This window comes from Paenibacillus typhae, assembly GCF_900099765.1.
Lineage (GTDB): Bacteria > Bacillota > Bacilli > Paenibacillales > Paenibacillaceae > Paenibacillus_AQ > Paenibacillus_AQ typhae.
In genome coordinates, this window is record NZ_FNDX01000059.1 from 1 (window position 1) to 26,150 (window position 26,150).

27 protein-coding genes are annotated in these 26,150 nt (G+C 51.7%); 9 read left to right on the forward strand and 18 right to left on the reverse strand.

Features of this window, described 5'->3' with window-relative positions; all coding sequences use genetic code 11:
* Window positions 1-285, forward strand: a 285-nt coding sequence (locus BLR64_RS27505; RefSeq protein ID WP_139172116.1) for an integrase core domain-containing protein, incomplete at its 5' end; no start/stop codon positions are given.
* A gap of 400 nt (window positions 286-685) precedes the next feature.
* Here BLR64_RS27505 and BLR64_RS27510 read toward each other — a convergent pair.
* The 3 genes from BLR64_RS27510 to BLR64_RS27520 all read right to left on the reverse strand — a co-directional run bounded on the left by BLR64_RS27510 (window position 686) and on the right by BLR64_RS27520 (window position 5,124).
* A complete protein-coding gene (locus BLR64_RS27510; protein ID WP_167360798.1) occupies window positions 686-2,869 on the reverse strand; it encodes an O-antigen ligase family protein in 2,184 nt (727 codons plus the stop codon).
* 182 nt (window positions 2,870-3,051) lie between these two features.
* Window positions 3,052-4,245 carry a class I SAM-dependent methyltransferase gene (locus tag BLR64_RS27515; RefSeq protein WP_208607248.1) on the reverse strand — a complete coding sequence of 398 codons (1,194 nt, stop codon included), beginning with the start codon at window positions 4,243-4,245 and terminating at the stop codon, window positions 3,052-3,054.
* 207 nt (window positions 4,246-4,452) lie between these two features.
* A complete protein-coding gene (locus BLR64_RS27520; protein WP_090719620.1) occupies window positions 4,453-5,124 on the reverse strand; it encodes a DUF6483 family protein in 672 nt (223 codons plus the stop codon).
* A 258-nt stretch (window positions 5,125-5,382) separates the two neighbouring features.
* On the opposite strand from BLR64_RS27520, the gene BLR64_RS27525 reads away from it, so the two are divergent.
* Both BLR64_RS27525 and BLR64_RS27530 read left to right on the forward strand, forming a co-directional pair.
* On the forward strand, window positions 5,383-5,883 hold the full coding sequence (locus tag BLR64_RS27525; protein ID WP_090719623.1) for an ArsR/SmtB family transcription factor: 501 nt from the start codon (window positions 5,383-5,385) through the stop codon (window positions 5,881-5,883).
* The gene (locus BLR64_RS27530) at window positions 5,880-7,193 is read left to right on the forward strand and encodes an MFS transporter (protein ID WP_090719625.1); all 1,314 of its coding nucleotides are present in this window, start codon (window positions 5,880-5,882) and stop codon (window positions 7,191-7,193) included. Before BLR64_RS27525 ends, BLR64_RS27530 begins: the two co-directional genes overlap by 4 nt.
* A gap of 71 nt (window positions 7,194-7,264) precedes the next feature.
* Here the strand turns inward: BLR64_RS27530 and BLR64_RS27535 are convergent, their stop codons facing one another.
* Together BLR64_RS27535 and yyaC are read right to left on the reverse strand one after the other, a co-directional pair.
* Complete coding sequence (locus BLR64_RS27535) at window positions 7,265-8,053, reverse strand: alpha/beta fold hydrolase (RefSeq protein WP_090719627.1); 789 nt, start codon at window positions 8,051-8,053, stop codon at window positions 7,265-7,267.
* Between the two features lie 76 nt (window positions 8,054-8,129).
* Complete coding sequence (yyaC, locus tag BLR64_RS27540) at window positions 8,130-8,657, reverse strand: spore protease YyaC (RefSeq protein ID WP_244157865.1); 528 nt, start codon at window positions 8,655-8,657, stop codon at window positions 8,130-8,132.
* Between the two features lie 194 nt (window positions 8,658-8,851).
* On the opposite strand from yyaC, the gene BLR64_RS27545 reads away from it, so the two are divergent.
* Window positions 8,852-9,076 carry a DUF1128 domain-containing protein gene (locus BLR64_RS27545; RefSeq protein ID WP_068729779.1) on the forward strand — a complete coding sequence of 75 codons (225 nt, stop codon included), beginning with the start codon at window positions 8,852-8,854 and terminating at the stop codon, window positions 9,074-9,076.
* A gap of 110 nt (window positions 9,077-9,186) precedes the next feature.
* On the opposite strand, the gene BLR64_RS27550 is transcribed toward BLR64_RS27545, so the two are convergent.
* The gene (locus BLR64_RS27550) at window positions 9,187-9,906 is read right to left on the reverse strand and encodes a pirin family protein (RefSeq protein ID WP_090719629.1); all 720 of its coding nucleotides are present in this window, start codon (window positions 9,904-9,906) and stop codon (window positions 9,187-9,189) included.
* Between the two features lie 368 nt (window positions 9,907-10,274).
* On the opposite strand from BLR64_RS27550, the gene BLR64_RS27555 reads away from it, so the two are divergent.
* Complete coding sequence (locus tag BLR64_RS27555) at window positions 10,275-10,811, forward strand: YtxH domain-containing protein (RefSeq protein ID WP_090719632.1); 537 nt, start codon at window positions 10,275-10,277, stop codon at window positions 10,809-10,811.
* 147 nt (window positions 10,812-10,958) lie between these two features.
* The gene (locus BLR64_RS27560) at window positions 10,959-11,291 is read left to right on the forward strand and encodes a DUF5665 domain-containing protein (protein WP_090719634.1); all 333 of its coding nucleotides are present in this window, start codon (window positions 10,959-10,961) and stop codon (window positions 11,289-11,291) included.
* An 85-nt stretch (window positions 11,292-11,376) separates the two neighbouring features.
* Here BLR64_RS27560 and BLR64_RS27565 read toward each other — a convergent pair whose 3' ends face one another.
* The 10 genes from BLR64_RS27565 to BLR64_RS27610 all read right to left on the reverse strand — a co-directional run bounded on the left by BLR64_RS27565 (window position 11,377) and on the right by BLR64_RS27610 (window position 22,301).
* Window positions 11,377-12,147, reverse strand: a complete 771-nt coding sequence (locus BLR64_RS27565) for a sigma-70 family RNA polymerase sigma factor (protein ID WP_068729771.1) — start codon at window positions 12,145-12,147, stop codon at window positions 11,377-11,379.
* Window positions 12,144-12,596 (reverse strand): anti-sigma B factor RsbW, encoded by a 453-nt coding sequence (rsbW, locus tag BLR64_RS27570; protein ID WP_068729769.1) that lies wholly within the window; start codon window positions 12,594-12,596, stop codon window positions 12,144-12,146. Before rsbW ends, BLR64_RS27565 begins: the two co-directional genes overlap by 4 nt.
* A gap of 18 nt (window positions 12,597-12,614) precedes the next feature.
* A complete protein-coding gene (locus tag BLR64_RS27575; RefSeq protein WP_090719636.1) occupies window positions 12,615-12,953 on the reverse strand; it encodes an STAS domain-containing protein in 339 nt (112 codons plus the stop codon).
* A gap of 103 nt (window positions 12,954-13,056) precedes the next feature.
* Window positions 13,057-14,721 (reverse strand): response regulator, encoded by a 1,665-nt coding sequence (locus BLR64_RS27580; protein WP_090719638.1) that lies wholly within the window; start codon window positions 14,719-14,721, stop codon window positions 13,057-13,059.
* A 17-nt stretch (window positions 14,722-14,738) separates the two neighbouring features.
* Entirely contained in the window at window positions 14,739-15,608 is an 870-nt protein-coding gene (locus BLR64_RS27585) for a CheR family methyltransferase (protein ID WP_090719640.1), read from the reverse strand.
* A gap of 84 nt (window positions 15,609-15,692) precedes the next feature.
* On the reverse strand, window positions 15,693-19,361 hold the full coding sequence (locus BLR64_RS27590) for a response regulator (RefSeq protein WP_090719642.1): 3,669 nt from the start codon (window positions 19,359-19,361) through the stop codon (window positions 15,693-15,695).
* Complete coding sequence (locus tag BLR64_RS27595) at window positions 19,361-20,530, reverse strand: SpoIIE family protein phosphatase (protein ID WP_090719644.1); 1,170 nt, start codon at window positions 20,528-20,530, stop codon at window positions 19,361-19,363. Before BLR64_RS27595 ends, BLR64_RS27590 begins: the two co-directional genes overlap by 1 nt.
* Before the next feature lie 223 nt (window positions 20,531-20,753).
* Entirely contained in the window at window positions 20,754-21,101 is a 348-nt protein-coding gene (locus tag BLR64_RS27600) for a YflT domain-containing protein (protein ID WP_090719646.1), read from the reverse strand.
* 96 nt (window positions 21,102-21,197) lie between these two features.
* The gene (locus BLR64_RS27605; protein ID WP_090719648.1) at window positions 21,198-21,731 is read right to left on the reverse strand and encodes a hypothetical protein; all 534 of its coding nucleotides are present in this window, start codon (window positions 21,729-21,731) and stop codon (window positions 21,198-21,200) included.
* 63 nt (window positions 21,732-21,794) lie between these two features.
* On the reverse strand, window positions 21,795-22,301 hold the full coding sequence (locus BLR64_RS27610) for a DUF948 domain-containing protein (RefSeq protein WP_068729756.1): 507 nt from the start codon (window positions 22,299-22,301) through the stop codon (window positions 21,795-21,797).
* A 186-nt stretch (window positions 22,302-22,487) separates the two neighbouring features.
* On the opposite strand from BLR64_RS27610, the gene BLR64_RS27615 reads away from it, so the two are divergent.
* Window positions 22,488-22,655, forward strand: a complete 168-nt coding sequence (locus tag BLR64_RS27615) for a DUF1328 domain-containing protein (RefSeq protein ID WP_090719650.1) — start codon at window positions 22,488-22,490, stop codon at window positions 22,653-22,655.
* Window positions 22,656-22,940: 285 nt separating this feature from the next.
* Entirely contained in the window at window positions 22,941-23,318 is a 378-nt protein-coding gene (locus BLR64_RS27620) for a hypothetical protein (protein WP_090719652.1), read from the forward strand.
* Window positions 23,319-23,676: 358 nt separating this feature from the next.
* Here BLR64_RS27620 and BLR64_RS27625 read toward each other — a convergent pair whose 3' ends face one another.
* The gene (locus BLR64_RS27625) at window positions 23,677-24,717 is read right to left on the reverse strand and encodes a C40 family peptidase (protein WP_090719654.1); all 1,041 of its coding nucleotides are present in this window, start codon (window positions 24,715-24,717) and stop codon (window positions 23,677-23,679) included.
* Between the two features lie 188 nt (window positions 24,718-24,905).
* Complete coding sequence (locus BLR64_RS27630) at window positions 24,906-25,748, reverse strand: cation diffusion facilitator family transporter (RefSeq protein WP_208607249.1); 843 nt, start codon at window positions 25,746-25,748, stop codon at window positions 24,906-24,908.
* A 183-nt stretch (window positions 25,749-25,931) separates the two neighbouring features.
* Here BLR64_RS27630 and BLR64_RS27635 point away from each other — a divergent pair, with 183 nt between their 5' ends.
* Window positions 25,932-26,117 (forward strand): hypothetical protein, encoded by a 186-nt coding sequence (locus BLR64_RS27635; protein WP_068729748.1) that lies wholly within the window; start codon window positions 25,932-25,934, stop codon window positions 26,115-26,117.
* The last annotated feature ends 33 nt before the right edge of the window (window positions 26,118-26,150 follow it).

A 26,150-nucleotide genomic window follows, 5' to 3' on the forward strand; every position in this document is an offset into this window, starting at 1 on the left:
GCAGAGATGTGCCTGGACGAAAAGGCGCCGCTTATTCATGAACGAATTCCGCCCAAAACGCCGAATATGAACGCATATATTGAGTCTTTCCACAGCATTTTAGAGCGAGATGTATACAGTAAAATGTACTTTGAAACCTTTGAAGAAGCGTACGAGAGCGTTACCGAGTATATTCGTTTTTACAACGAGCGACGGTTTCATGGCAGTTTAAAACGATTGAGCCCCAACCAATACCATGCAGCGTGGAAAGCAGGCCAATTGGAGGAAGTAAAGATTTCACTTTAAGAAACTGCGAGAAACAGAGAATTTAAGAGAATGACTCCATAATTAAGGGGCCGAACCGGTTTCCAACCTTGATTTCAGTAAAGGCAGTATTCGGTGGTCATATTACCGATGAAACTATGGTATTAACCAATTTAGTTGGAAAATCGGCACTTAATTCTACGAGTTCTTTGTGTTTATAAGATTTAAGTGGATTTTTGCTATTTATTTCAGGCCATTTGCCTCCAGTTCGGGAATTCAGGCGTTTTTAAGTGAGGATTTTCCAACTAATAACTGGATTACAAGTTAAACAGCGATTTTAAGCAGCAAAAATCCACTTAGTTAGGGCTATTCCTTTCAAGCCGTCTGACAAAAATAGAGTCCCAACGATGCCTACAGGGTCAATAGGGAAGTCATTGAGGGTTTATAGGGAGTTAGCAGTTGTCTGCAATGGCTGCACATTGTAAACTGCTGCAATCAGCTGATCCAGCTCTGCGTCCACCTCTTCAGTTCCCCCTGAGAATTCAAAGCTGCGGTCATTGTGCTCCGGGCCTTTAATGTGCTCCTGCAATGCAAGCAGCCGGTATCCCCTCACCAGCTCCTGTCCGGCAACCGCACTGGCTGCGGCACGCTGCAGATCCCCTTTTGCCAAAGCACGGCGGCCCATCTGCAGCATGCCTTCTGCTGCACTCCTCCACTTGAAGGCGTTAAACCTGTCCAGCTCAATACTTCTTCTCACCCAGTAAAGCGCGGTCCCCGGCTCATTGCCTTTCAGGCAGGCTTCTGCCAGCATCCAGTGCAGACCGGCATCTCCCGGGGAGTACTCAAGACTGCGGAGCAGCTGCTCCTCCTTCTCTTCCTGCGGAAGCAGTCCTGCAAATCTTACAACTATACGGGGATCGTACGGATTGTAATGCAGTGCTTCCTGAAGCAGCATACTCTGTACTGCAGGTTCTGAAGAACGGGCAGCCTGGCTGAATAAGCGTTCCCCCTTCCACAGCTTGAAGGAAAGGGCGCTCAGTATCAGACAGAAGCAGACAACTGCTATCAGCAATACCCGCGTTCCTGCCTGTTGTGCCGAAGCTCGGCGATTCATTTCGGCGTCCCTTCGGGGCCCGGTAAGCCGGTGCTGGTGTGACTCGGCAAGCGCTCTTGCTGTCAGCAAGAACAGCAGCAGCCAAAAGAGCCCGTAGCTCCAGCTGAAATCCACTGCGCCGTGCAGGAGGATTACGAGCAGCGGGGGCAGCAGCCCGGGGGCGTTCCTGCCCGCCAGTATTCCTGCTGCCAGCAGCATTAGCAGCACAGCGGCACTTCCGGCGGTACCGAGATTCAACAGAATATCGAGGTACCCGCTGTGGACCTGGCTGCCCACATAGGGACGGGACTGGACAGCGAGGTACGCGCTGCGCCAGGTCTCGCCCCCCTGCCCCAGCCAGGGGGCTTCCCCCGCGAGGCGCCACGCGTCGCGGTAGAACAGCCCGCGGGCGGCGGCCGTCGGAGACGGCCCGCTGATCCGCCCGCGCAGCAGTGCCAGGACGGCGCTCCCCGCCGCCGTCCACAGCCCCGCCGCCAGCAGCATGGCGGCGAACGGCCCGCCCGCCGCGCCCCGGCAGCGGCGGCACAGCCACAGGCCGGCCAGCAGGGCGCCGGCCCAGCACCCGGCCAGCAGCAGCAGGCCGGGCAAAGGCTCTGCCGCCAGCCCGGCGCGGGCCAGCTGGCGGCAGAGCAGCGCCGCAGCAGCCGCAGGCGCGGCGGCGCTGACCAGAAGCGGCGCGGCCAGCCGCCGCTTCCTGAGCAGGGCTGCGGCGGCGGCGCAGGCCGCAGCCAGCAGCGCGCCGCGCGACTCGCTGAGCAGCAGCGCGGCGGCGTACGGGAACAGAGGCAGCGTGCACAGCAGCTGCCTCGCGGTACTTTGCGCGCGATGGCTGTCACGCGCAGCCGCCTCCGCGGCCGCTATGGCCCGCTCCAGCAGGAAAACGGCCATCACAGCACCGAAGGCATTCGGATACTGTAGCAGCCCGCCCAGCCTAGCCCCGGTAGCACTGACTGCCGCGGAGTCCGTATACGCAATCGCATAACGGAGCGGCAATCCGCAGGCTGCCAGCAGGCCGCTTAAACAGAGGGTCATGCCAAGCGTATGCCAGAGTGCAGCAAGAAATCCGGCACCCCGGCGGCTGACTGCACAAACAGCTGCGAAATAAGCAAAGCTTCCGTACAGCCCCCAGCGCAACAGCTCATTAAGCGTTCCCTGCACCGACAGCGGCCCCCTCAGCAGCTGTACTGCATATAAGGCAAAAAGGATTATGGGACAGCCCAACAGAACAATAAGCATCCAATTCCCGGCCTTATGTGAACCTCCGGTATTCCCTTCACCCGCCTCCGGCCCCTCCAATAGGCTTCCCCTGCCTCCGGCAGCTCTTCCGCTGATGCCCGCTAAGACGGCAAAAGCAGCACACAGGGCGAACCATACCGCCAGAAGACCGTACAGTTCCCGGGCAAAAAAAAGCCCGCGCATCAGGCATGCTGCTGCCGCAGCCAAAAACAGCATGCCTGCGCTCCCCCGGCTCGTAAACCGCTGCAGCCGGGACCAGTGTCTGTTGATTTCCATCGTTACCTCCATGTACCTTGTTATCCGTCAGTTTTCCCGCAAATTGGAAAATTTATATGCCGGAATTCCAAAGCAAACAGGACAGCGTTTCTCCCGGAGGAGAGTGCACTGTCCTGTTCATTGAAGCATTATAGGTATTATCTGTACGGCAAGACTTCCATCGTCTGCAGTCCCGGCAGTCCTTAGTCCTGCGCCGTTAGCTCTGCTGGCAGCAGGTCTGCGCAGACACGCTCAAGATACGGCTTGGCGCCCAGAAAATCACGGAAGGCGCTATACTCACGCCATTTGGCATCGTTGTCTCCGCCGCCCGCCTTGACGGCCCGGATAAGAATATTCTTCGGGGTATGCTCCATGTCGATGAACTCCAGCAGCTGGCTGCGGTAACCCATCAGATCCAGCAGCTTGGCCCGGATGGCGTCGGTGGCAAGCGCCGAGAAGCGCTCCTTCAGAATGCCGTGCGACAGCAGCGGATTAAGCACCTCACTCTCAATCTGGTTAAATAGCTCATGCTGGCAGCAGGGGACAGAGAGAATAACCGAGGCGCCCCAGCGGACCGCTTTTTCGAGTGCGGCGTCCGTTGCCGTATCGCAGGCATGCAGAGTGACCACCATATCCACCTGATCCAGTTCATTATAATCAGCAATGTCGCCTACAAGGAACTTCAGCTGGCTGTAGCCAAGCTTGGCTGCCAATTGGCTGCAGTGGGCAATGACATCAGCCTTGAGGTCAAGTCCGACGACATTCAGCTCCCGCCGTTCACGGACGGCCAGATAATGATACAGCGCAAACGTCAGATAGGATTTGCCGCAGCCAAAATCGACAATGGTCAGCGGGCGTCCGGCCGGCAGGTCAGCCAGCACATCCTCAACCATCTCCAGAAAGCGGTTGATCTGGCGGAACTTATCGTATTTTTTGGCCAAAACCTTGCCTTCGCTGTTCATAATCCCCAGCTCCACCAGGAATGGCACCGGCTCTCCCTCATCCAGCACATAGCGCTTCTTGCGGTTATGGGCCAGATCAGGCGCCTCCTGCTTGCTGGCCGATTTCGTCAGGATGGATACTTTATACTTCTTGCTGATCAGCACCTGATAGTCCGCCTCAATGGTGCACAGCAGCGCCTGGCGGAAGGTTGCCCGCAGCAGCGCCATCATTTCAGCCCCGGCTTCTTCAGCAGGGATGTTCCGGTGCTCGACCTTAGGTCCGGTATAGTAGGCAAACTGATAGTGCAGCTTGCCTTTAAGCTCGACGGGCTTGATCTGTACTTTGGTGTAGGATACCTCGCCTTTACTGCGCAGCTGGCTTAATGTCGCCGTTATTAAGGTGCGGTTGTTAATCAGTTGTACAATTAATGTATTTAAAGATTCCACAGGGTACATCTCACTTTCACATATTAAAATAAAGAACGGGTTCGCCTTAAGTAGCCGTTATATTATAGCATGTCCTGCACCCGGATATTATAACAAGCTCTTGTATAGTCTTCTATCTGTAAACAAAACCATTGCAACCCGTTAGAATCAATAAAAAAAACAGCACAGACGCCTGTCTTCACAATTCCCTGGGCATCTGGGCCATTCAGTAAATTATTAGCGCTGCTCCTGCTTCGCTGCAGCAGTAATTCTCTCCCACTCGGCCAGACCCTGCTGCACTTCCTCCAGCGGCAGGCCGCCAAGCTCCAGTGCTTCAGGAGACTTCTGCAGCAGCCGCCCATAGAGCCCGTGTCCTTCCGCAGCAACATCCACACCCTGCTCCCACAGCCGGTACAGGCTGTCTTCCGCCTTGGCATAGCTGCCGGCCGACTCCAGGTAGGAGAGCAGCAGGCGTTCTGTTTTGACGGGTAGCTGGTAGCCCTCGGTTTCCTGCAGCAGCTCCTCCATTTCCCTGTTCATATTCAACAGCTCACGGTCGGCGCCATGTAGTTCCGCACGCAGAAATAAATGCAGGGAACGCATGTACCGGAACAGCGCTGCTTCCTTATCGCCTGCAGCTGCGTAGATGCTTCCTTCTTCCTTAAGCAGCCGGGCCACGCCCTGCAGCTTGTCGGACTCAATGATGCCGCCGAGCCGGAACATTTCAACAATATCTTCAGCGGACAAGGAGTTCAGCAGACGGGAATTCAGCCGGAAATGCCGGTTAAGCAGCTCATCCACTTCCCATAAAGCTTCCGTTGTCTTCCTTTCCTGCTTGAGTGTAAGCACTTTGGCCACCATGGCCGTCATATCTTCAATCATCCGTACGATATAGTCTCTCCGAAACATCCGGCAACACTCCTCCCGGGCTATGCGCCCTGTATATTTAGCCGCAGTAAGCAGTTAATCATCCTTAAAAGTCATCTTAAACCATTCTAACCCTGTGCGCCACTGAACAGTACAACAGAAGCGGAACCTGCTCTCCGGAAATCATTGACAGGGGCATAAGGAATCTCATATAATAAGTCCAACTCGTTGATCTGGATTCCAGATTGAACTGTTATACAGATTTAATCTTACAATAAAGAAAGAAGGTGACATACAGTAATGAATAAACCGGATACAGCCTCCCGGCTAACCCTGACAGAAGAACAGAATAAGCTGCTGGAAAGTGCGTTGCGGATTAAAATCATGCACGCATTGGCGGATGAACCCTTGACCTCCAAGCAGGTTGCCGAAAAGCTGCAGAAAACACCAGGCAATATTCACTATCATATCGTCAAGCTGTTCGAAGGCGGACTGCTCGAGATTGTCCGCACAGAAGCAGCCGGAGGAATTATCCAGAAATTTTACCGGTCTAAAGGAACCTTTTTTCACTCCGGACAGTTCAGCGGCTTCCAGTTCCGTCCAGAAGACAGGATTGAGCATTTTATCACCCGGCTGACCTTATCCCCCGCTGAACTCAGTGATTTTCAGCAGGAGCTGACTCAGCTGATTATCTCCTGGGAGTCAAGGTTCACCCACGGGGATGAATACGGCGTGGAATTTGTCATTGGGCGCCTGCCCCATTCAGACTATGAGCCAGAATCGGGAGGAAATTCTGAATGAACCCGGTTACAGCAACAGAATCAGCGAGCCGCAATCCCTTTCGTAAATTCGCCACCCTGTTTACAGCATCGCAGGCGTTCCCTTATCTCTGGCTCGGAAATCTTATTTCCTTTCTCGGTAGCTCGGTAACTATGGTAATCCTGCCTGTCCTCGTCTACTCCATGACCGGTTCGACCAAGACAATGGGCTTCGTAATGGCCATTTATATGCTGCCAAATGTGATTATGCTCCCTGTATCGGGCCATATAGTGGACCGGTACGACAGAGTTAAAATTATGATATCGGCTGATATCGCCCGGTTTGCCATTATGGTCGCCATAGCAGTGCTCTCGCTTACCGGTGCATTGAGCATTCCGCTGCTCTATCTGTTTATGGGCCTCTATGGCATGCTTGACGGTTTGTTCCGCCCAGCTTATTCTGCAACCCAGGCTATGGTCTTTACACCGGATATCCGGATTGCCGCCAATTCGTTGACACAGATGAGCACCCAGGCGGTCCGCCTGATCGGACCTGCGCTCGGCGGTCTGCTCATCACTCATCTGTCAGCTGGTATCGGGTTCGGGCTCGATGCTTTTACCTACATCCTCTCCCTGTTCTGCCTGATTTACCTGCGCAGAGCTCTGACGGCCGGCCTGAGGGGCAGGTCTTCGACAGACTCTGCAGGAGTTCAGGAGGTGTCTGCAGCGGGAGCACCTCATACCTCCCCGAACTGGAAGGATGATTTCAAAGAAGGGATCGCCGTGCTGCGCAGTCACCCGTGGCTCTGGATCACGATTATCACCTTCTCGTTCTTCAATATTTGTTTTGCCGGAGTGACCAGCATTCTGATCCCCTGGCTGTTTAAGGTATACCACGGATGGCCGCCTTACATATACGGGCTTGCTGTTACCTGTTCCGGTGCCGGAGCCATAGTTGCCGGACTGGTGTACAGCCTGCGCCAGCACTGGACCCGCCGCGGCATCATGGCTTACGGCGGAGTCATCCTGAGCTGTCTTGCCCTGTTCCTGATGCCGTTTATTCCGAATGCGGCTGTGGCAGTTGCCCTGTTCACCGTGGAAGGATTCGGGCTGATGATCTTTGGCCTAATCTGGGAAATTAGCCTGCAGGAGCTTGTTCCCCAGGAGGCTTTCGGACGTGTGGCCAGTCTGGATCTGCTCGGCTCCTTCGCCCTGCTGCCGGTAGGTTACATTCTGGTCGGCTGGCTGGCTGATCAGATCGGCGGCCTTCCTACCATCACCATCTTTTCCGGTCTTGGCATCCTGTGTGCCGCCTCGGTGCTCTGTCTCCCGGCAATCCGCAGGTTCCAGTAAGGTACAGCCCAAAGAGGCAGCACTCCGCTTGTCAGCAGAGGCTGCCTCTTTGGCATTATTTATCCGGACACTTACTTCCTGGCTGCCGGTATCTGTACAAAATCCTTAATAATCTCCGCCAGACGCTCCGGCGCTTCATACATGCTCATATGTCCGGCACCGGGAATGGTCGCCCTGGTTACATTCGCCTTATCTGTGGTAAAGATCCGTTCAGGCGGCACCAGACCATCTTCCGTACCCGCTACAAGCAGCACCGGCAAGGCAGATGCCGAAAGGACATCCCGGCGGTCCGGACGTTCCCGCATCGCAAGCAGGGCACCTGCCGCGCCCTGCGGCGGAGTTTTGTAACCGATCTCCTTAACCCGTTCAAGCAGCCGGGAAGCTGCGCCGGGAGCGAACAATCCGGGTACCAGGGCATCAACAAATGCGGTAATTCCTTCATTCTGGATCGTACTGACGCTCTTCAGTCGCTTCTCCCGGGCCTCCTCGCCATCCGGATAACCGGTGGAGTGAATCAGCCCGAATCCTTTCAGCCGGGAAGCATGACGCTGGGCAAAGGATAATGCGACATAACCGCCCATGGAATGGCCCAGCAGATACACTTCCGGTATCTCCAGGTGATTCAGCAGGGACAGCACATCATCAGCCATCTGATCGATGCTGTATGCACCGAGCGGAGCATCCGATGCGCCATGGCCGCGCAGATCGGGAGCAATTACCCGGTAGCTGCCGCTTAGAAAAGGAATGACCTGCTCAAAATACGCAGAGCTTCCGCAGAAGCCGTGAAGCAGCACAATAACCTCGCCCTGCCCCTGATCACTGTAACAAATATTGCTTCCCTCACACCGGATATTTTCCATGACAGTTTCCTTCTTTCTATGTAATGACTAAGGCTTTTTCTACATTATTAAGCAGAACGGTTCATCTTGAAACGGCTCAAGGAACAAGCCTGAAACCTTTTGCTGCAGCCAGTGCAATCTGCTCGGCCATCTGCATTACCCGGTATAGCGGTGTCGTCTGCAGTGTCCGGTAAGGAAAAGGTCCGTTCACTCCGACGATGGCGGCCAGACTGTAGTTTCCTACCTCGGGCAGGTCCAGGCCCACCGACTGGGCCGGGCGCAGCGGTTCGCAGGCTGCAAAATAAAACCCTAAGGCAGCCGGCGGCCCCAGACAGGCATCAATGGCTATAATCAGCTGCCCTTCCGGAATCGCGGCAATCCGTGCAACCAGATTATCCGCGTCACAGGGCGACGGTAAAGTTCCGGTGACATGCGGAAAACCGTATTTCAGCAGACCGCTGCCGGTCAGAGGGCCGAGGCAATCGCCTGTAGAGCGGTCCGTCCCGATGCACAAAAAGGTGATGCGCTCAGGCGGATGCTGCTCAGCAATCTCCCGGAAGAAAACGCTCAGCCGGTCGGCATCCATTTTGATCCGTTTTCTGCTCTCCTGCTCCCTGATTGCCACTGTCCTCTCCTCCTTAGAATCTGAATGTATCCAATTATTCCTTTTAATTTAACATGTTTCTGGGGAATTGGACAAAAAAATGGTGTTTCTTTGCCCTGTCATGATAAAATACATCAGAAGGAACGACCGGCGCAATTCATATATCGGGCCGGTAATTCAAAGGTATTTTACTAAGAAAGGACTGTTTGCACTCCATGGATTTATCAAAGCCCAGCCAGGAAAATGTGGAATATATGATCGAGGGCATCAAGAGCAAGCTCAAAATGGCCAGCGCGGCAGCCATGCAGGCATCCGCTTTCTCGGTAGACCACTATGAGGATATTCTTGATATTTACGAGGTAGCCATGGGCAGTGACCGGCTCAGCATCTCCCAGGTGGAAGCCCTGGTCTCCGAGCTTGGCCGCCTGCGGAATAAATAACAGGCCTGAAACGAAACAGGAGCTCTCTGCCTGATGCCGCCATCTCCGGATGACAACAAGGCTGAGAGCTCCTTTCTTATATCTGTGTAAGCCTAGGTTTTCATTCTGCATTATGGCAGGTCAATCAGGATGAACTCCGCATCCCCTTCGCTGCTTGTCCCTTTTAGCGTCAGATCACAGCTTTTGCGGATACGTGCGGCGTCACCGGGCTGCAGCTGAAAAGTCCCTTCGCTGCAGCTTACTTCCAGATTACCGGTAATTAGATAAAGATGTGTGCGCCTGCCCTCCTGCTGGGAATGCTGCACTTCCCTGTTCGTTTCAAGCACCGACAGATAAATCGACACATCCTCACCCAGCTTCAGTACCCCTTCAGCATCTGTGCCTGAGGCCACCTGGAGCAGGGTATTCATCTTCAGCTCACGCGGGAAAAATTTCGCATCCCAGGCCGGCGTAACCCCCGGACGGTCCGGCAGCAGCCACATCTGCAGAAAGCGGACATGTTCTGCTGGTGACGGATTCGTCTCCGAATGGCTGATTCCTGTGCCTGCACTCATCACCTGCACGCTTCCTGCCTGCAGCTCTGCCTGATTACCGAGATCATCCTGGTGCTTCAGCACTCCCGAAATGACATAAGTAATAATCTCCAGGTCATGATGCGGATGCTCCCCCATGCCCTGTCCCGGCTTCAGCTCATTGTCGTTATGGGCGAGCAATACACCAAAGTGTGCATTGCTGGGATCATCATAATCGGCAAAGGAAAAGCTGAATTCGCTGTGGATCCACTCTCTATTCGAAGTATGACGCTCTGCTGACGTAACGATTTTGATCATAATCCATGCACCTCCAAAAGATGTTAGAATCTTTTTAATCCTAAAAAACGGGGGATTCCCCGCTCATATTGATGAATAGGCGCCTTAATTATGTATTTCTTACCCTTAACCTATCCTTGTCAATCAGACCGTTTTCCTATATTATTCCAGCTAAAATCTGATCTCTTTCCGGCCGGAGCTGTAGTATTGGCTATTCTTTCCTGAACCTTCCTGCTGTTTCAGCCCATATCCCCACGTTTATATACGAAGTAAGAACCTTCAGGCTATCCTGAACTCCACAAGACGACAGCCGCCACTGCAGCGCTGCTGCAACCGGCAAGAGGCTGTCCGATTTGGGAATACCATATTCTATTAAGGAGTGATTGAAGATGAACAGAGCAGAAACAGAACATCCGGTAGAGAGCGGGAACACATTTTTCAAAGGTATTTTTATCGGAGGATTGCTGGGCGCGGCGGCTGCATTGCTGTTTGCACCTAAGCCGGGCCGTGAAATGCGCAGTGACCTGTCCGACAAGCTTACCCTGGCGACAGACAAGACGAAGGAAGTTGCCGGAGTCGTGACAGACAAGACTAAGACTATTGCCACTACTGTCGGAGAAAAGGCAACAGACTTGGCCAGCACGGTATCCGCCAAAGCCTCTGACATCTTCACCACAGTGAGCGACAGCAAGCAGCAGATCGCTGCTACGCTGCAGGAGACCGGCAAAAAGATCGGCGATACAGTAGCCGAGGCATCCAGCGATATAGCTTCCGATGTCAAAAAGGCGTCCGAAGACGTTACTGATGAGGCTGCCTCTTCTTCCAAAGAGGTTGCCGATAAGGCCAAGGACGCTACTGATGAGGTCGCCGCTGAAGCTAAGGATGCCAAGGAAGAGGTTAAATCCTCTTACAAGTCCTCTTACTAACACGCTGTGATCTGCGGCTCATTCTAAAATGGAGAACAGCCAGCTCACTGCAGCTGGCTGTTGCTATGCTAAGTGCAGCTTCATCTAACAAGAGAGAAGCTGCACTGTATTAAAGCCAAATATGGCTAAAGAAAGCGGGGAGACCTTATGGGAGATGCGGGCAGCAAGACTAAAACGTACGAGGTTGACGAACACCCCTTTGAACTGCGGCATGAAGTCAAGCGCCTCAATGCCAGACTGGACAAAATTGCGGATTCACTGGAAAAATCGGAATTCAAGGATATCCTTGAGAATTATACAGACCCCAAAAAACGGATTATCACCAACCTGATGGCTGGCATATCCCGCGGGCTCGGACTTTCACTGGGTACCTTCGTTATTCTCGGTCTGCTCGGCTACATTCTCAGCCTGTTCCTTGATGTTCCGGTTATCGGTGAATATCTCGGCGAGATCAAAACTTATATTGATGCAAACAGCTGATGACAGGATTAAAACAAAAATAGGACATACGCTGTTCCGGAGAACAGGTATGTCCTATTTTTGAATATAGTAAACATCGGCGCGGTCAATAAGAAGAATTCGCCATGATTTGTTTCAGCTTCTCTGTGGCCCGCTTTTGAATCCGCGATACACTCATCTGCGAGACGCCCAGCTTCTGGGCAATGGCCCGCTGAGATTGGCCGTCCTGGAAAGCCAGCAGCAGTACCTGCTGCTCCTGCTCCTTGAGCTGGCCGAGCGCCTGCTGGAGATCCATACGCTTTTCGACAGTTTCATAGTCGTTGGCATCAGAGCTGATCAGCTCGCCGAGCGTAGCCCCGGTCTCCTCCTGTGAGAGCGGCGAATCAAGCGACACATAGTGGTAGCATTCCCTTCCGGCCAATACTTCCACTGTTTCTTCTACAGTAAGATCAAGATATTGGGCAATTTCCTCCACAGCGGGTGAACGCTCAAGCCTGATGGTTAGCTCATCAATGGCCTGCTGGACGAGTGCCCCCTTCTCTTTGATCCGTCTAGGAACCTGTATGTACCAGGATTTATCCCGCAGGAAATTCTTCATATGGCCGATCATGCTTTTCATCGCATACGGCTCAAACGGAATTCCCAGACTGATGTCATATTGCTGAAGCAGCCTGATCAGCGCCATCTGTCCTACCTGATACAGATCTTCGTATAAGTCCGGACGGTTCCGGGCAATTTTGCCGGCAGCCATCTTGACCATGGGTTCATATTTACGGATCAGAAGGGTGGCAATTTCGTTGTCTTTGGTCTGCTGGTATTCCCAGATCAGACTTACCGCATCATTCATGGACTCTGGGGGAGTCACTTTGTCGTTCATACTTTCTCCTCGCTGAAATTAAGCCGTTTGGTCAGGGTAACGACAGTCCCTCTTCCTGCTTCACTCACTACGCTAACATCATCCATGAGTGCCTGCATCAGATAAAACCCAAGTCCTCCTACCTCAACGTCATTCAGCTCTTTGTCATGCAGCGTCATGCGCGGTTCAGGACTATCCATTCCGTCAAAGCTCTCCCCCTCATCTTTGACAGTGATGGACAAGGTACTTGCTCCTACTTCAAAAATGACATCCACAAGCCCGTCTTCCTGTCCGTAAGCATACAATACGGAGTTATTACAGGCTTCTGAAACGGCTACCTTCATATCTTCAATATCTTCATAGGTGAAGCCCATTTTCGAGGCAATTCCATATAAATTAAGTCTCACAATATCGACATATTCTGCGCTGGCGGGTAACTGAAGAACTACTTTTTGCACGTCATCACTCATCCTTATTTCGATCCTTTCCTAGTGGGAGTTCTCTTGGGGGGCAAAAAACTTGGAAATACCAGTCATATCAAACAGCTTCTGAATCTGCGGCGGAACTTCCACCACCGTAAATTTAACATCCATTCCGTGTCTTGCCTTGAGAATCGAGAGCAAAATACCGATGCCTGTGCTGTCGATGTATTTCAGATCCTTCAAATTAATGACAAGATCCAGTCCCGTATCTCCCACAAGCGGCTCCATCACCAGACGGAAATCAGGAGCGACTGACAAATCGAGTTCTCCAATCAGATAAACCGTACATACATTGCCTTCGGTTTCGGTTTTTGCGTGGAACTTTTCGCTTTTATGTGTATTCATAGACAATCTCTCCTGATTAAATGTTTTCTTTACCAATAACCCTAAAGGCATAGTGTTGAAACAAAAAGCAGACAATCCGCATGAGGTAATTCCTGGATGTTCATTAAGAGAGGGAGGCATTGCGTTCCATTCTCGGGCTCTCATGAGGTTCATAGCGGCTGATGATTTGTTTGATGCTGCTCAGCTTGAGGGGCTTGCTTACATATCCGTCCATGCCTGCGGCTTTACAGCGGGTCTGTATGCCCTCCATGACGTTCGCCGTCATGGCAATGATAACAGCCTTTTGTGAAGACTCGCTGCTGCCGGAGCGGATTGCAGAGGTCGCTGTAAGGCCGTCCATCACCGGCATCTGCAGATCCATAAAAATAAATTCATAGCTGTTTCGGGCTGCAAGCTCGACCGCCTGGCTTCCATCCTCGGCAACATCGGCGCTATAGCCCAGCTTCTCAAGCATGCTTACCATTAGACGCTGATTGATCGGGTGATCATCTACTACAAGCGCCTTATGGTGCATCCGTGCCTGTCTGACCACACCGTCCGGCTCCTCAGCTTCGCAGCCTCTGGCCAGCTCATCCTCAGGCATGGCAGCCTGAATGGAGAAGACAAAGGTTGCTCCCTTCTCCTCCATGGATTCAACGCGGATCTCGCCGCCCATCATCTCTACAAGGGATTTGCAGATCGCAAGACCCAGGCCTGTCCCCCCATACTTCCGTGTCATGGAAGAATCAAGCTGGGAGAACGGCTGAAACAGACGGTCGCACTTCTCCGGCGAGATGCCGATACCGGTGTCTTTTACAGTAAATTCCACCATCAGCTTCTCATCAGCGCCGCTTGCCTTGGAGGCTACCAGATAAACGCCGCCCTGATTGGTGAACTTGACTGCATTGGCAACCAGATTGATCAGCACCTGGCGCAGCCGGGCCATATCCCCGTAAATCAGCTTGGGCAGATTCTGGTCGATGAAATAAGCAAGCTCCAGATTCTTTTTGCCTGCTTCGGCGGAGAACAGGCTAAATACCTCCTGGATCGTCCCCTGGAGCTCGAACAGCTGCTCCTCCATCTCCATTTTTCCTGACTCCATTTTGGTGAAATCCAGAATGTCATTGATTACTGTGATAAGTGTATCAGCACTCTTGCGGATAATTTCTGTATATTCCTTCTGTTCAGGAGCCAGGTCTGTCTCCATCAGCAGGTCAATCATACCTACAACACCGTTCATCGGTGTACGGATTTCGTGACTCATCATCGCCAGGAATTCTGTTTTGGCGTTGGCCGCAATTTCCGCCGCCTCCTTGGCCTTGACCAGCTCGCCGTTAATTTTCTCCAGCTCCTGTGTTTTTTGCTGCAGCAGCATGGACTGCATCTGGTGTTTTTTGTTCGCCAGATGCATGTGAACGAAGCCTTCAATTTTGGACTTGAGAATCTGCGGGATGAAGGGTTTGACCATATAATCAATGGCACCGGCGGAATACCCGGCAAACAGATGCTCCGCCTCTTTGCTGTTGGCCGAAATAAAGATAATCGGGATGTCCTTGGTCTTTTCCCTGGCCTTGATTAATTTGGCGGTTTCAATACCATCCATGCCCGGCATCTGAACGTCCAGAACAATGACAGCGAACTCATATCTTAATAAACTCCGCAGCGCTTCTTCTCCGGAATTAGCTTTGACAAGCTTATAATGCTGGCTTTCAAGCACTGCTTCCAGCGCCAGCAGATTCTCAGGACGGTCGTCAACAAGCAGTATATGAACCGGTTCTTGAACCCCCATAGGCCCCTCCTATCCCGCTATTGATTCTTACGGTATATTTTTTCCACTCTATCCAGGGGCTCGTAGCCATCGCTAAACCTGGTGAAATGAATAGATTCCTTGGATCCGAGCACCAGCACACCGAAACGGCTGAGGCTCTCATAAAATAAACCATGCACGTGATCACGAAGCTCATCGTTGAAATAGATCATCACATTACGGCAAAAAATGACATTAAACTCATTAAAGGAGGTGTCTGTTGCCAGATTATGCTCGGCAAAAATGATGTTTTTGCGCAAAAACGGCTGCAGGATCACTGAGTTATATTTCGCAGTATAGTATTCGGAAAACGCGCGTGTACCGCCAGCCTCCATGTAATTCTTGGTGTACTGCTTCATTCTGCCGATTTCATATACCCCTTCTTTGGCCTGCTGCAGAGAACGGGCATTCATATCTGTTGCATAGATACGCGCCTTATCATACAGCCCCTCTTCATGCAGCAGGATCGCCATTGAATACACTTCTTCACCTGTTGAGCACCCGGCATGCCAGATTCTGATGTACGGGTATGTCCGCAGCAGCGGGATGACCTTTTGGCGGAAGGTTAAGAAGAGGCCCGGATCACGGAACATTTCCGTCACAGGAATAGAAAGGCTGTATACAAAACGTTCAAAGCAGGCACGGTCATGCAGGACCTTCTCCTGCAGCGCAGATATGGTAGGTACATTCTCGGCATGGACATGATGCCAGATGCGCCGCTTCAGGGAAGGCAGCGCATAGTTTCTGAAATCATACCCGTATAAGCGGTGTACTCCGCTCAGCAGCAGCTCAATTTCAATCTGCTCCAGCTCCTGTCTGCTTCCCGCATTGTCGGCCTGCTCATCGTATCCCCGCTCCATGGCTGTCATCGTTATCTCTGCTCCCTTGCATACTTCCGTATTTCCGTACTGTTAATTTACTCTTACTGTAATGCTATTACCCCAATTTCCAGCTTACGAATACAGCCATACACGCATTAGGGAGAGAAGCTGGTCTGTACTGATCGGCTTCTTCATATAATCAGAGGCTCCGGCTTCAATACACTTCGCCCGGTCCTCTTTCATTGCTTTGGCGGTGAGCGCAATAATCGGCAGCTTCTGATATTGCGGCATCTCGCGGATCCGGCGCATTGCCTCATACCCGTCCATTTCCGGCATCATCATATCCATCAGCACCAGGTCGAAATCATTATGCTCGACAAGCATATCCAGTGCCTCCCGGCCATTTTCGGCAAACTTCACTTCCATATGATAGCCTTCCAGGACACTGGAGAGGGCAAAGACGTTACGGATGTCGTCGTCAACGAGCAGTATCTTCTTGCCGTCAAAGAGCTCCTCCTTATTGTGCAGCTTCTGCAGAATTTTACGCTTATCCTCCGGCAGATTGGCCTCCACGCGGTGCAGGAACAGAGTTGTTTCGTCAAGCAGCCGCTCCGGCGAGCGGACATCCTTGATGATAATGGATTCGGCATATTTACGCAGCCTGGTCTCTTCCTTGCTGTCCAGATCCTTGCCTGTATAAATAATGATCGGCAGATCATTAAGCTCCTCATCATCACGGATCTGATCCAGCAGCTCAAAGCCGGTCATATCACCCAGCATAAGGTCAAGCACCATGCAGTCGTACCGATGCCTGCGCAGCTCGCTGAGCGCTTCCTGTCCGGTGGACACTGCTGTAATGGCTACATCATCATGGCCAATCAGCTCCATGATGGAACGCTGCTGGATTTCATCATCCTCAACGATCAGAAGACGCTTCAGGGTGCTGGATGTATAATTTTCAATCTGCGAGAAGGCCCTCTCCAGCGCCTGTCTGGAGGAAGGCTTTCTTAAATAGGCCATCGCCCCCATCATCAGCCCCTGCTTCACCTCATCATTAACAGAGATGACATGTACAGGAATGTGGCGTGTCTGCGAGGCACTCTTAAGCTCTCTCAGGATGGACCACCCGTCCATAACAGGCAGCTGGATATCGAGAATAACCGCGTCCGGCAGATAAGACTTGGCCATCTGCAGGCCGGTGTCACCTTGCAGGGCAACCAGACCTTTGAAGCCGCGGCCGCGGGCCATGCCGAGCAGAATCTTGGCAAAGCTCTCATCATCCTCAACAATCAGAATGACTTTATCTTCCGCCTTGAGTCCTTCACGGTCATCTGCCACAATAACCGGGTTGAGCGGTGCAGGGACCGCCTCATTTGGTGCGGCCGGAAGCAGCTCCTCCACATATTCAGCCAGGGTGGCGGCTTCGTGGGCCGCCGCCGCTTCTACGGCTCCGGGAAGCAGGCTGTAATTGCCTTTTACAGGCAGGTAGAGGGTAAATACGCTGCCTTGTCCTTCGCGTGATTCCAGCCCGATGGCTCCGCCCATCAGACGGGCCAGCTCACGGCTGATCGACAGCCCCAGGCCTGTCCCGCCGTATTTCCGGCTGGTCGTGCCGTCCACCTGCTGGAACGCCTCGAATACAATTTCCGTCTTGTCTGACGGAATCCCGATCCCGCTGTCCTTAACTGCAATGGCTACATAGTCGAACTCCTCCGGCAGGTAGGACGGCAGCTGTGCCGGTTCAGCACGGCTGACCGAAAATTCCACGAATCCTTGACTTGTAAATTTAAAGGCATTGGACAGCAGATTACGCAAGATCTGCTTAAGCCGGTGGCTGTCAGTATACAGACTGTCCGGCAGCGGCTCATCAAAGGATAAACGCAGCGCCAGCCCCTTCTTGGCCGCCTGCGGCGCAAAGTTCTGTTTTACGAATGTTTTGAGCTCTGTAAGCGGGATATCCTCATAGTTCAGCTCCATCTTTCCGGCATCCACTTTGGACAGATCGAGTATTTCATCAATCATCTTCAGCAGATCGGCACCGGACATGTAGATCGTTTGGGCGAACTCCACCTGCTTCTCCGTGAGATTCCCCTCTTTATTCTCTGTAAGCAGCTGGGAGAGGATCAGCAGACTGTTCAGCGGAGTCCGGAGCTCATGCGACATATTGGCCAGGAACTCCGATTTGTATTTCCCGGTAACAGCAAGCTGCATAGCCTGCTTCTCCAGCTGGAGGCGGGCCTGTTCGATTTCGTCCTTTTTCTCCTCGACCTCCTGCACCTGCTCCTCAAGGGCCCGGGTTTTGGCAACCAGTTCCGTATTGAAATGCTCAAGCTCGCCCTGCTGCCGCTGCAGCAGTTCCTCGGAGCGTTTGAGCGCATCCGTCTGCTCCTCCAGGTTCTCATTGGAACGGCGAAGCTCCTCCTGCTGGGTCTGCAGTTCCTCCGACTGGCATTGCAGTTCCTCCGTTAGTGCCTGGGACTCCCGCAGCAGCTCTTCAACTGTCATTCTGCGGGTAATATTATTAAGAATAATGCCCAGATTATTAGCCAGCTGGTGAAGTAGCTCATTCTGCAATACAGTACTTGGCGTAAAGGAGGCAAATTCAAGTACACCAAGCACCTCATCTTCAAACAATACAGGATAAATAAAAATATGGTCCGGATGGGAATCGCCGAATCCGGAGGACACGGTAATATAATCATCAGGCGCTCTCTCAAGTCTGATCGGCGTCTTATCTAATGCACACTGCCCGATCAGGCCCTGGCCGAGGTCAAAATACTCCTTGAGGCCATCCTCGGCATCCCCGGCATAAAAGGCGCTTGCCAAAAGCCGGTTAGGGTTATGGAGATCTTTCAGATAAAGCGCCCCGTATTGGGCGCCAAGCACGGGAGTGAACTCGCTGATGAAGGTCTGCGAAACCTGGTCCAGTGAACTGACACCGCGCAGCAGCTCCGTCACACGTGCAATATTGCCGTTCAGCCAGGCCTGATCGCTCTGCGCCTGGGTATACGCCTTTTCAAGCTGCTGCTTCTGCTCGATATCTTCAGCCATCTGCTGGAAGACCCGGGCGACATCACCAATTTCATCCTTTGATTTAACCTTCAACCGGCGGATCGCCCTCATCTTCCCGCTGCCAAAGCTGGTAATCATCATAGAGACAACGTTAAGGCCGCGCGAGATGCTCGGAATCACCCACAGGATAACACCCACTCCGAGCAGGAGCCCGACAGCCATAATTAAGGATACCATCTGAATAGATCTTTCATAAGCAGCCTGGGCTGAAGCATTTTCTTGCGTCATCCGGGTGGCATTATAGTCTGACAGTGAATTCAGGCTGTTAAGCACCTCATTCTGGATATCCTGTCCATCGGAGTTCCGGTACGCGTTGGCATTCTGGAAATAGCCGGCTTCAAGCATCTCGACGGCCTTGTTCTGATAATTAATATAGGCGGTATACGCATTCTCAATCCGGTTCAGCATCTGGATTTCATCAGCACTGATAAGTGAGGCTTCGATGGCCTTCAAATATCCTTCTGCCTTAACCGTCTTATTTTCAAGCTCTGTCTTCTGGACCTCTACTGTTTCTACATCTGCGTTAAGCATCGCTGTGGTCAAGATGCGGGCCATATCATTGACTTCGCCGCGCAGCCCGGAGGAAGCGCGACCTTTGTCATATCTCTCCTGAAAGCTGTCCAGCTGACTGCTCATATAATTAAGCCGATCGTAGCCAATCATTGTTAACGCCAGCATTATGGCCAGCATCGCACTGAAGCCGATCAGCAGCTTGGCTTTTATTTTCATCACTGTTCAGTTCCTTTCCCCAGCGTAATCCACACTAGGCATTTATCGTCATCACGCTCCACAGCGGCTTCGTCCACAAAAAAGGCTTCGCGCATCGCTTCCTCACGCCATTCATGTCCGCCGTTCAAATGGCTAGTCATAAATTTCAGCTGATCCTCCTGATCACCTTCGGCCATTTCGAGCAGTCCGTCCGTATACAGCACCAGATGCCCTTCTTCTTCAAAGCTGAGGCTCTGCGGCTGAATGTCAATCCGGTCGAACAAGCCTACCGGGTGGCAGTTGCTTTCGAGAAGAACAGGCTCCTTGGTCCCTCCTTCAAAGAAAAGTCCCGGCGGATGCCCGGCATTCACGTAGTCGATCCGCTTCATCCGGCTATCAATAACCAGATAGATGGCCGTAAAATAATACTGGACCAGCTGCTTCTCAATATACAGCTGATTGAAACGGCGGTTCAGCTCCTGGATCACCTTCTCCGGTTCCACATAGGTAGTCACCGTATCCTTCAGCACGGATGCCAGGAACATACAGAACAGCGACGAGGAGATACCGTGGCCCATCATATCAAGTAAAATCACAGCATATCTGCCGTCACCCAGCGGAAACCAGGCATACAGGTCACCGGCCAGCTCAAAGGAGGGCTGATAAATAGCATGCACTTCAAAGTCCTCTTCCTTGAGTGGCAGGCTAAGCACGGCATTCTGAACCAAGGCGGCAAGCTTCAGCTCATCCTGTATGCGCTGATCCCGCTCCTTATGCCAGTCCTTCTCTCGCTTCAGACGCAGCGCCAGACGGATGCGGGCCATCAGCTCCACTTTGTTGATCGGTTTCGTAACATAATCACCGGCGCCTGCATCAAGGGCTTCGGCCAGCTTCTTCGAATCTCCCACGGCAGTGACCATGATAATCGGAATATCACGCAGATGTTCATATTGCTGAACTACACGGCAGGCCTCAATTCCGTCCATCTCCGGCATCATCATATCGAGCAGAATAAGATCAACATCAGACGGACGCGGCCTCTGGGTATCATTTCCGGAGCCGACCCCCAGAATCTTCAGCATTTCTTTTGCAGATGATGCGGTTATAAAATTCCGGTAGTTTTCCTTTTTCAGGATTTCACGGATTATAATTACGTTGGTCGGATTGTCGTCAACAATTAATATTTTCAAGCATCTTCACCTCGCACGAATAATGTTAGCTCCGTAATCATCCCTTGTATTTCATCCTTTAATCATACGATAATTAAACAGTCTCTTTCCACAATTCAATAATTTGGCAAATAAGGATGGGATTGTTTCCGTATTCAACAAAGTAACCTCCATTTCCACTATAGATAGTGGAAATGGAGGTTACGCTATTGTGCTATAGCTCAGGCACGCCGGAAGAAGCTGTTTATTGCGGATATTTCTTGGCAATCACCAGAACTTTACCCGCATCCAGTTCTTTCTCATAGAAGCCAGCTTCAGCAGGGCTGAAGCCAAGGGATGTAATTTTGGAACGCAAAGCATCCCCGCGTGAACGGAAAAGATTGGCAATAGCGCCAAACAACCCCTCTTCACCTAAGCCGACCTCATTTGTGTTCGCCGCATCAGCAATGCGGTTCTCACGGTCCTGATCATGACTGATAACATAAATGTTATCCTTGGAGTAACCGCTGTCCCGCAGACGGTTCACTTCTTCTATCGCCTGAACACCGTTCTCCAAAAGCTTGGCATACGACTGTGCACCGATTGAACCCATGAGATCACGCTCCTTAAGCTTAGATTGTAAGGTTAGGTTTGTCCCAAAGAAGACAACTGTACTTTTATTAACCTCATCTGAAGCCGATGAAACACCTCATGAAGCATTTGCATCAAATAAATCAATTCCATCCCATTCACCGGTCACCGGATTGCGGTAAATCTTGAGCGCCTCGTTTCCTCTTATATACACGTCGCCGTCATCAGCGATAAAATCCGGTTTTCCCAGCAGCACACGCACATTGTTATCCGCCGGGTTCAGCGTTACCTCATTCAGCTTCAGTCCGTATAATCCGGCCTGGGCCGGGGAGACATGGATATAGGCGACAATGCCGCCGCATATTCCGGCTGACATATCGGCGTAGTGGTACTCCTGACACTCCTGCCACGGATCTGCTGTAATATTCAGCGGTGTACCCTTGCTCCGCAGCAGTTCTTCCTCCGGCGCGTACAAGGCTGCACCCGCCAATGAATCGAAGCTGCTGATATAAGGGTTCAAACCCAGACTGTGTTCAAATGCAAGGACAGCCTGGGGCTGCACTGCGAAAAAGCTGACAGGCGCCTGCTCCCTCTGCTCAGAGGAAGTGACATAAGAGGAAAGCAGACTAAACAAAAGAATGATGACGTTCATAAGACGTCCCGCCTTTCATAATGTGCGCCGGTGCTGTGTAAGGGGACTTGGCCTTCCTTGGGTTTAGTGCCGGAATTTTTGCCAGATCGCAGCTGCAGTATCTACGCCTTTCAGCGCCATTGCTATTTTACCCGGAGCTTTTTTGGCGTATGCGGCGTCATAGGACTTCACCGTACGCTCTTCTGCCGGAGTCAACGATTTTTCGTCTATTGAGACAGCTCCTGCCTTTTGCTTCAGCTCACGGGATTTGCGGTATTTCTCGATCACGGTCACGGATACCTGCTTAACGGTCAGGGTCAGTTCGTTCATAACATCACCGAGATTTTTAACAGAATCTACAATAGGATCGATCTTCTGGATCTTGCCCTGTACATCTGCGGTAATGTCATTGGCATGCCGCACGGTTGTCTTAATCTCATAGGTAAGCTCATCCACCGTCTTCTGCACTTCCTGCAGAGTCTGGCTGACTTTGTCGAGGGATTCCTTTGCTGACTTCAGCGTTTTAATTAAAAAGAAGACGAGTACGGCGAAGGCGACAGCAACTAATGCTACGCTAAGTTCAATGATCATTTTCAAAACCCCTTCCAAGTCATAAATGTCGGCTTGCACTGCCTTGTTACTGCATAGTTACCCTGACCTTATTAGCCCGAAACAACCTGTCAAGAGTCTTAAAGACCAGAAGCGGCCGTGATGTTTCAGAGTGGGTGAACCCGTTTAAACATTGACTACACCACCTGACAGAAAGGATGACTTCACATGCTGAAATGGTCGGTAATTCTGCTGGTTATTGCACTCATCGCGGGTGTATTCGGATTCTTCAATATTGTAGGAGCTGCAGTCGGCATAGCGAAAGTCTTGTTCTTCATCTTCCTGATTTTGTTCATTATCTCCCTCTTTACCGGACAGCGCGGAAGGTCAATGTAAGTCCTATTCAAACGGAATGTTCAGCTATGAACTCGCAAATATAATAATGCTGCAGACCCGGAGTCTCCAAGCGAGGTGCTCCGGGTTATTTTATGTACGGATTATCGGCTGTTACTATATCCTATTCAGACCGAAAAAAGTATAGGCCTCCTCCCCTGTTATGCAAATTTAAAGTTTTTTTTGGCGGCTGGTTCACTGCCTCCCCTTTTTGTTTACATGCATATTAGCACAGTACAAACTTTGGAAAAAACCGCTAACCCAAAACCACACTAGGAGGAATCACAGATGAAAAAATTAGCCAGTTTCGCAGTAGCAGCAGGTCTCATGGCAACCATGGCAGCATCGGCTTCAGCGGCAGAAGTTACCGGCACTGCAGATCCGTCCACTACAGTTACCGCAAGCACTTACAATGAACAATTCGAAACTGTAATTACTCCGGGAGATCTTAAACCGGCGACTCCAATGATTATTTTGACAAAAGCAACTCCTTTCCATTTCTCCACTTCCAGCGTGACACCAGCCGGCTGGCTCAGCGCACAGACGATTGATACAACCGGCGCTGTGACGACCGATGCCTGGGGCAATGAATGGAGAGAGGTTTACACCTGGCTCGGCAAAGCATGGATCAAGGTTCCTGCTTCCGCTTATGTAATTACTCCATAATACAGTCGGGATCCGGCTTATGCCCCTGCCCGGGCATATACAGCAGCAGCCTGAGACTTCCAAGTCTTACGGCTGCTGTCTTGCTTTTTTAAGATAACACAAGTAGAAACGGCTGTGCCGTCCTTCAGAGAAGGCGGTAACCGTTTCTGCGAGAAATATAAGGATAATTGATAGCGTAGAACATATAAATTCTTATATTTCAAAATAACCCCGGAAAGCTTATTCATTCTTGCTGCCAAAAAAAAGGCTACCTCTTCAGAAGAATTCCTCCAAAGAGATAGCCCACCGTAACTGCCCTAGTTCACCCGTCACAAACACTGTACTGCTGATGCTTCCACATACATTCCTTTATTTATAATTAGCGGATTACCGAGCCTCCGTAAAGGAAGCGGTTCGTCCAGGAAGCGCTTAGATTGTCCACTCTCACACCGCCGGAAGATACGGAATAGGTATGCAGAATTTTTCCGTCTCCCAGATACATAGCCACATGCGAGATCCGTTCTGCAAATCTGTCCACTCCTGCATAAGCAGAGGCTGAGCTGCCCTTGTAATCCATAAAGAACATCAGATCTCCCCGTTTGAGACTGGAAATATCGGTAACTGCGGTGCTGTTCTCCCGCACCCACGAGCCCTGCTGCCTGGAATCGGCAGGCAAAGTTAAATTAATGGCATCCTTGAACATCTGCCGGATAAAATCAGAGCAGTCAAAGGTGCTTGTATTACTTCTGCTGGAGCCGAATTCATAGGGTGTCCCCAGATACTTCATTCCTGCCTCAATGACACTATCAATGACAGCTGACTGTGGCGGAGGTGCCGGAGACGGTGCTGGTGCCGGAGACGGTGCTGGTGCAGCTCCATCCAATTCGATATACTGATCGGCTGAGCTGGTATAGCCGACAGTGCCATTGGTAGTCTGTACTCTGTACCAGTAGCTGTTGGTCTTCTCAAGGATAACTACCGGGTCGCCTTCATACAGATACCCAAGCACTTTCCCGCTGGTCGAAGGGGTATCACGGAGCCGGACAGTGGCCTGAATAACAGCCGTCTGTACTGCAGGTGTCACCGCAGGAGCGGAAACAACGCTGATATACTGGTCGCCCGAGCTTGTATATCCGACCTCGCCTGAAGCGGTTCTGACTTTGTACCAGTAGCTGTTGGTTTCTTCAAGAATAACGACCTGATCGCCTTTGCTCAAATATTTGATCACACTGCCGCTTGTAGAAGGGCTGGTGCGCAGACGAACCGAAGATTGAATAATACCCGTCAGCGAAGCTGAAGCCGTAACAGATGAAGTTGCCTGTGCAGCGAATGCCTGCTGAGGGCTGAACACTCCCCAGGATAATGCAATTGATGCCGAGACCAATAACGACGCTGTTAGCTGTTTATGTGATCTGATCATAGCGTTCCCCCGCTTATGCATGATGAGAATTCAACAACGGCGCGCGCTACGATTGTTGCTTTCTGCCCTCATTATAGAGGCAGGCGGGAATTGGAACATGCTTCTATTTTCACAAAAACACTTGCCAAGTTATGGTAAGCACCGGGTCTATAGTCTTGATTTCTCCTTGGATTTGGTGGAAATTACAGCTAATTAGGAGCCCGGGAGTCCTTCTTGGGCTCGACATGAACCTGCACATTCATAATGTTATGCCTGCTGCTCATACGCTCCTCGATTGAATCGCTGATCAGATGGCCTTCTGTCACACTGATGGCGGCGTCAACCTCTACGACTACATCGACCAAAACATGATTACCATGGACGCGGGCTTTGATATCTTTAATCCCTTCCACTCCAGGAGTCCTGGCAATCGTGCTGCGCAGATCAAGCAATCTGGCCTCCTCAAAACCGTCAGTCAGCCTGTAGGTAGCATCGCGGAATATATCCCAGGCAGTCTTGGAAATGAGCAGCCCTACCACGGCTGCGGCAGCAGAATCAATCCATGGCAGGCCGAACTGCGCGCCGATAATTCCCGCCGCCGCCCCGATACTGACCATGGCATCCGAGAAATTATCTTTGGCTGCGGCCATCAGGGCGCTGTTGTTAATCCGCATGGCTAATCTCTTGTTATAAATATATACCCCCATCATCGCCGCTGAACACACCACAGCCACACCTGCCGACCATAGATCCGGAATCTCTCTGGCTCCTTCAAACAGCGAACGCACAGCTTCAACGATCACCTGTATGCCAACCATCGCCATAATAAAAGAAGCCAGCAGGGCGGCGACTGTCTCGGCCCGGAAATGCCCGTACGGATGATCGGAGTCAGGCGGCTTCCGGGAAATCCGCAGCCCGATCAGCACTGCAGCAGAAGCTACTATATCCGTCAGGTTATTGAAACCGTCCGCCAGCAGGGCGCTGGAGCCGAATAAATAGCCGCTGACCAGCTTAAAAGCGGACAGAACCAGATAGGCGGCAATACTGATCATCGCCCCGCGTTCACCTTTACGTATATCCTCATAAATATCGGCCACCGGCTGACACTCCCTATTGTTTCATTTTTTGTCCCGGACGCTCCGGCAATTGATTTCTTGAATTATTCTTGCCCTTGTGGCAGCATTTAAAAACAATTAAAATGAGGAATAGGACTTGCTTCATAAGGGGGTAACATAATGAGCGAAAATACCGAAAAGCCGAAGATCAATCTGGCCGATGCCATCCGCCAGAAGCTGGAGCAGAAGAAACAGCAGAACAGCAACAAACCGGGTTCGTCGTTTCAGGCCGGCTCCGCCAAGCCGCTGAAAAGCCAGAACAACAAAAAGCCTAACAATCAGCGCCGCCGCACCGGCGGCTCCTAGGACTTTAGGTCCGGGGTATAGCTCTATAAGGAA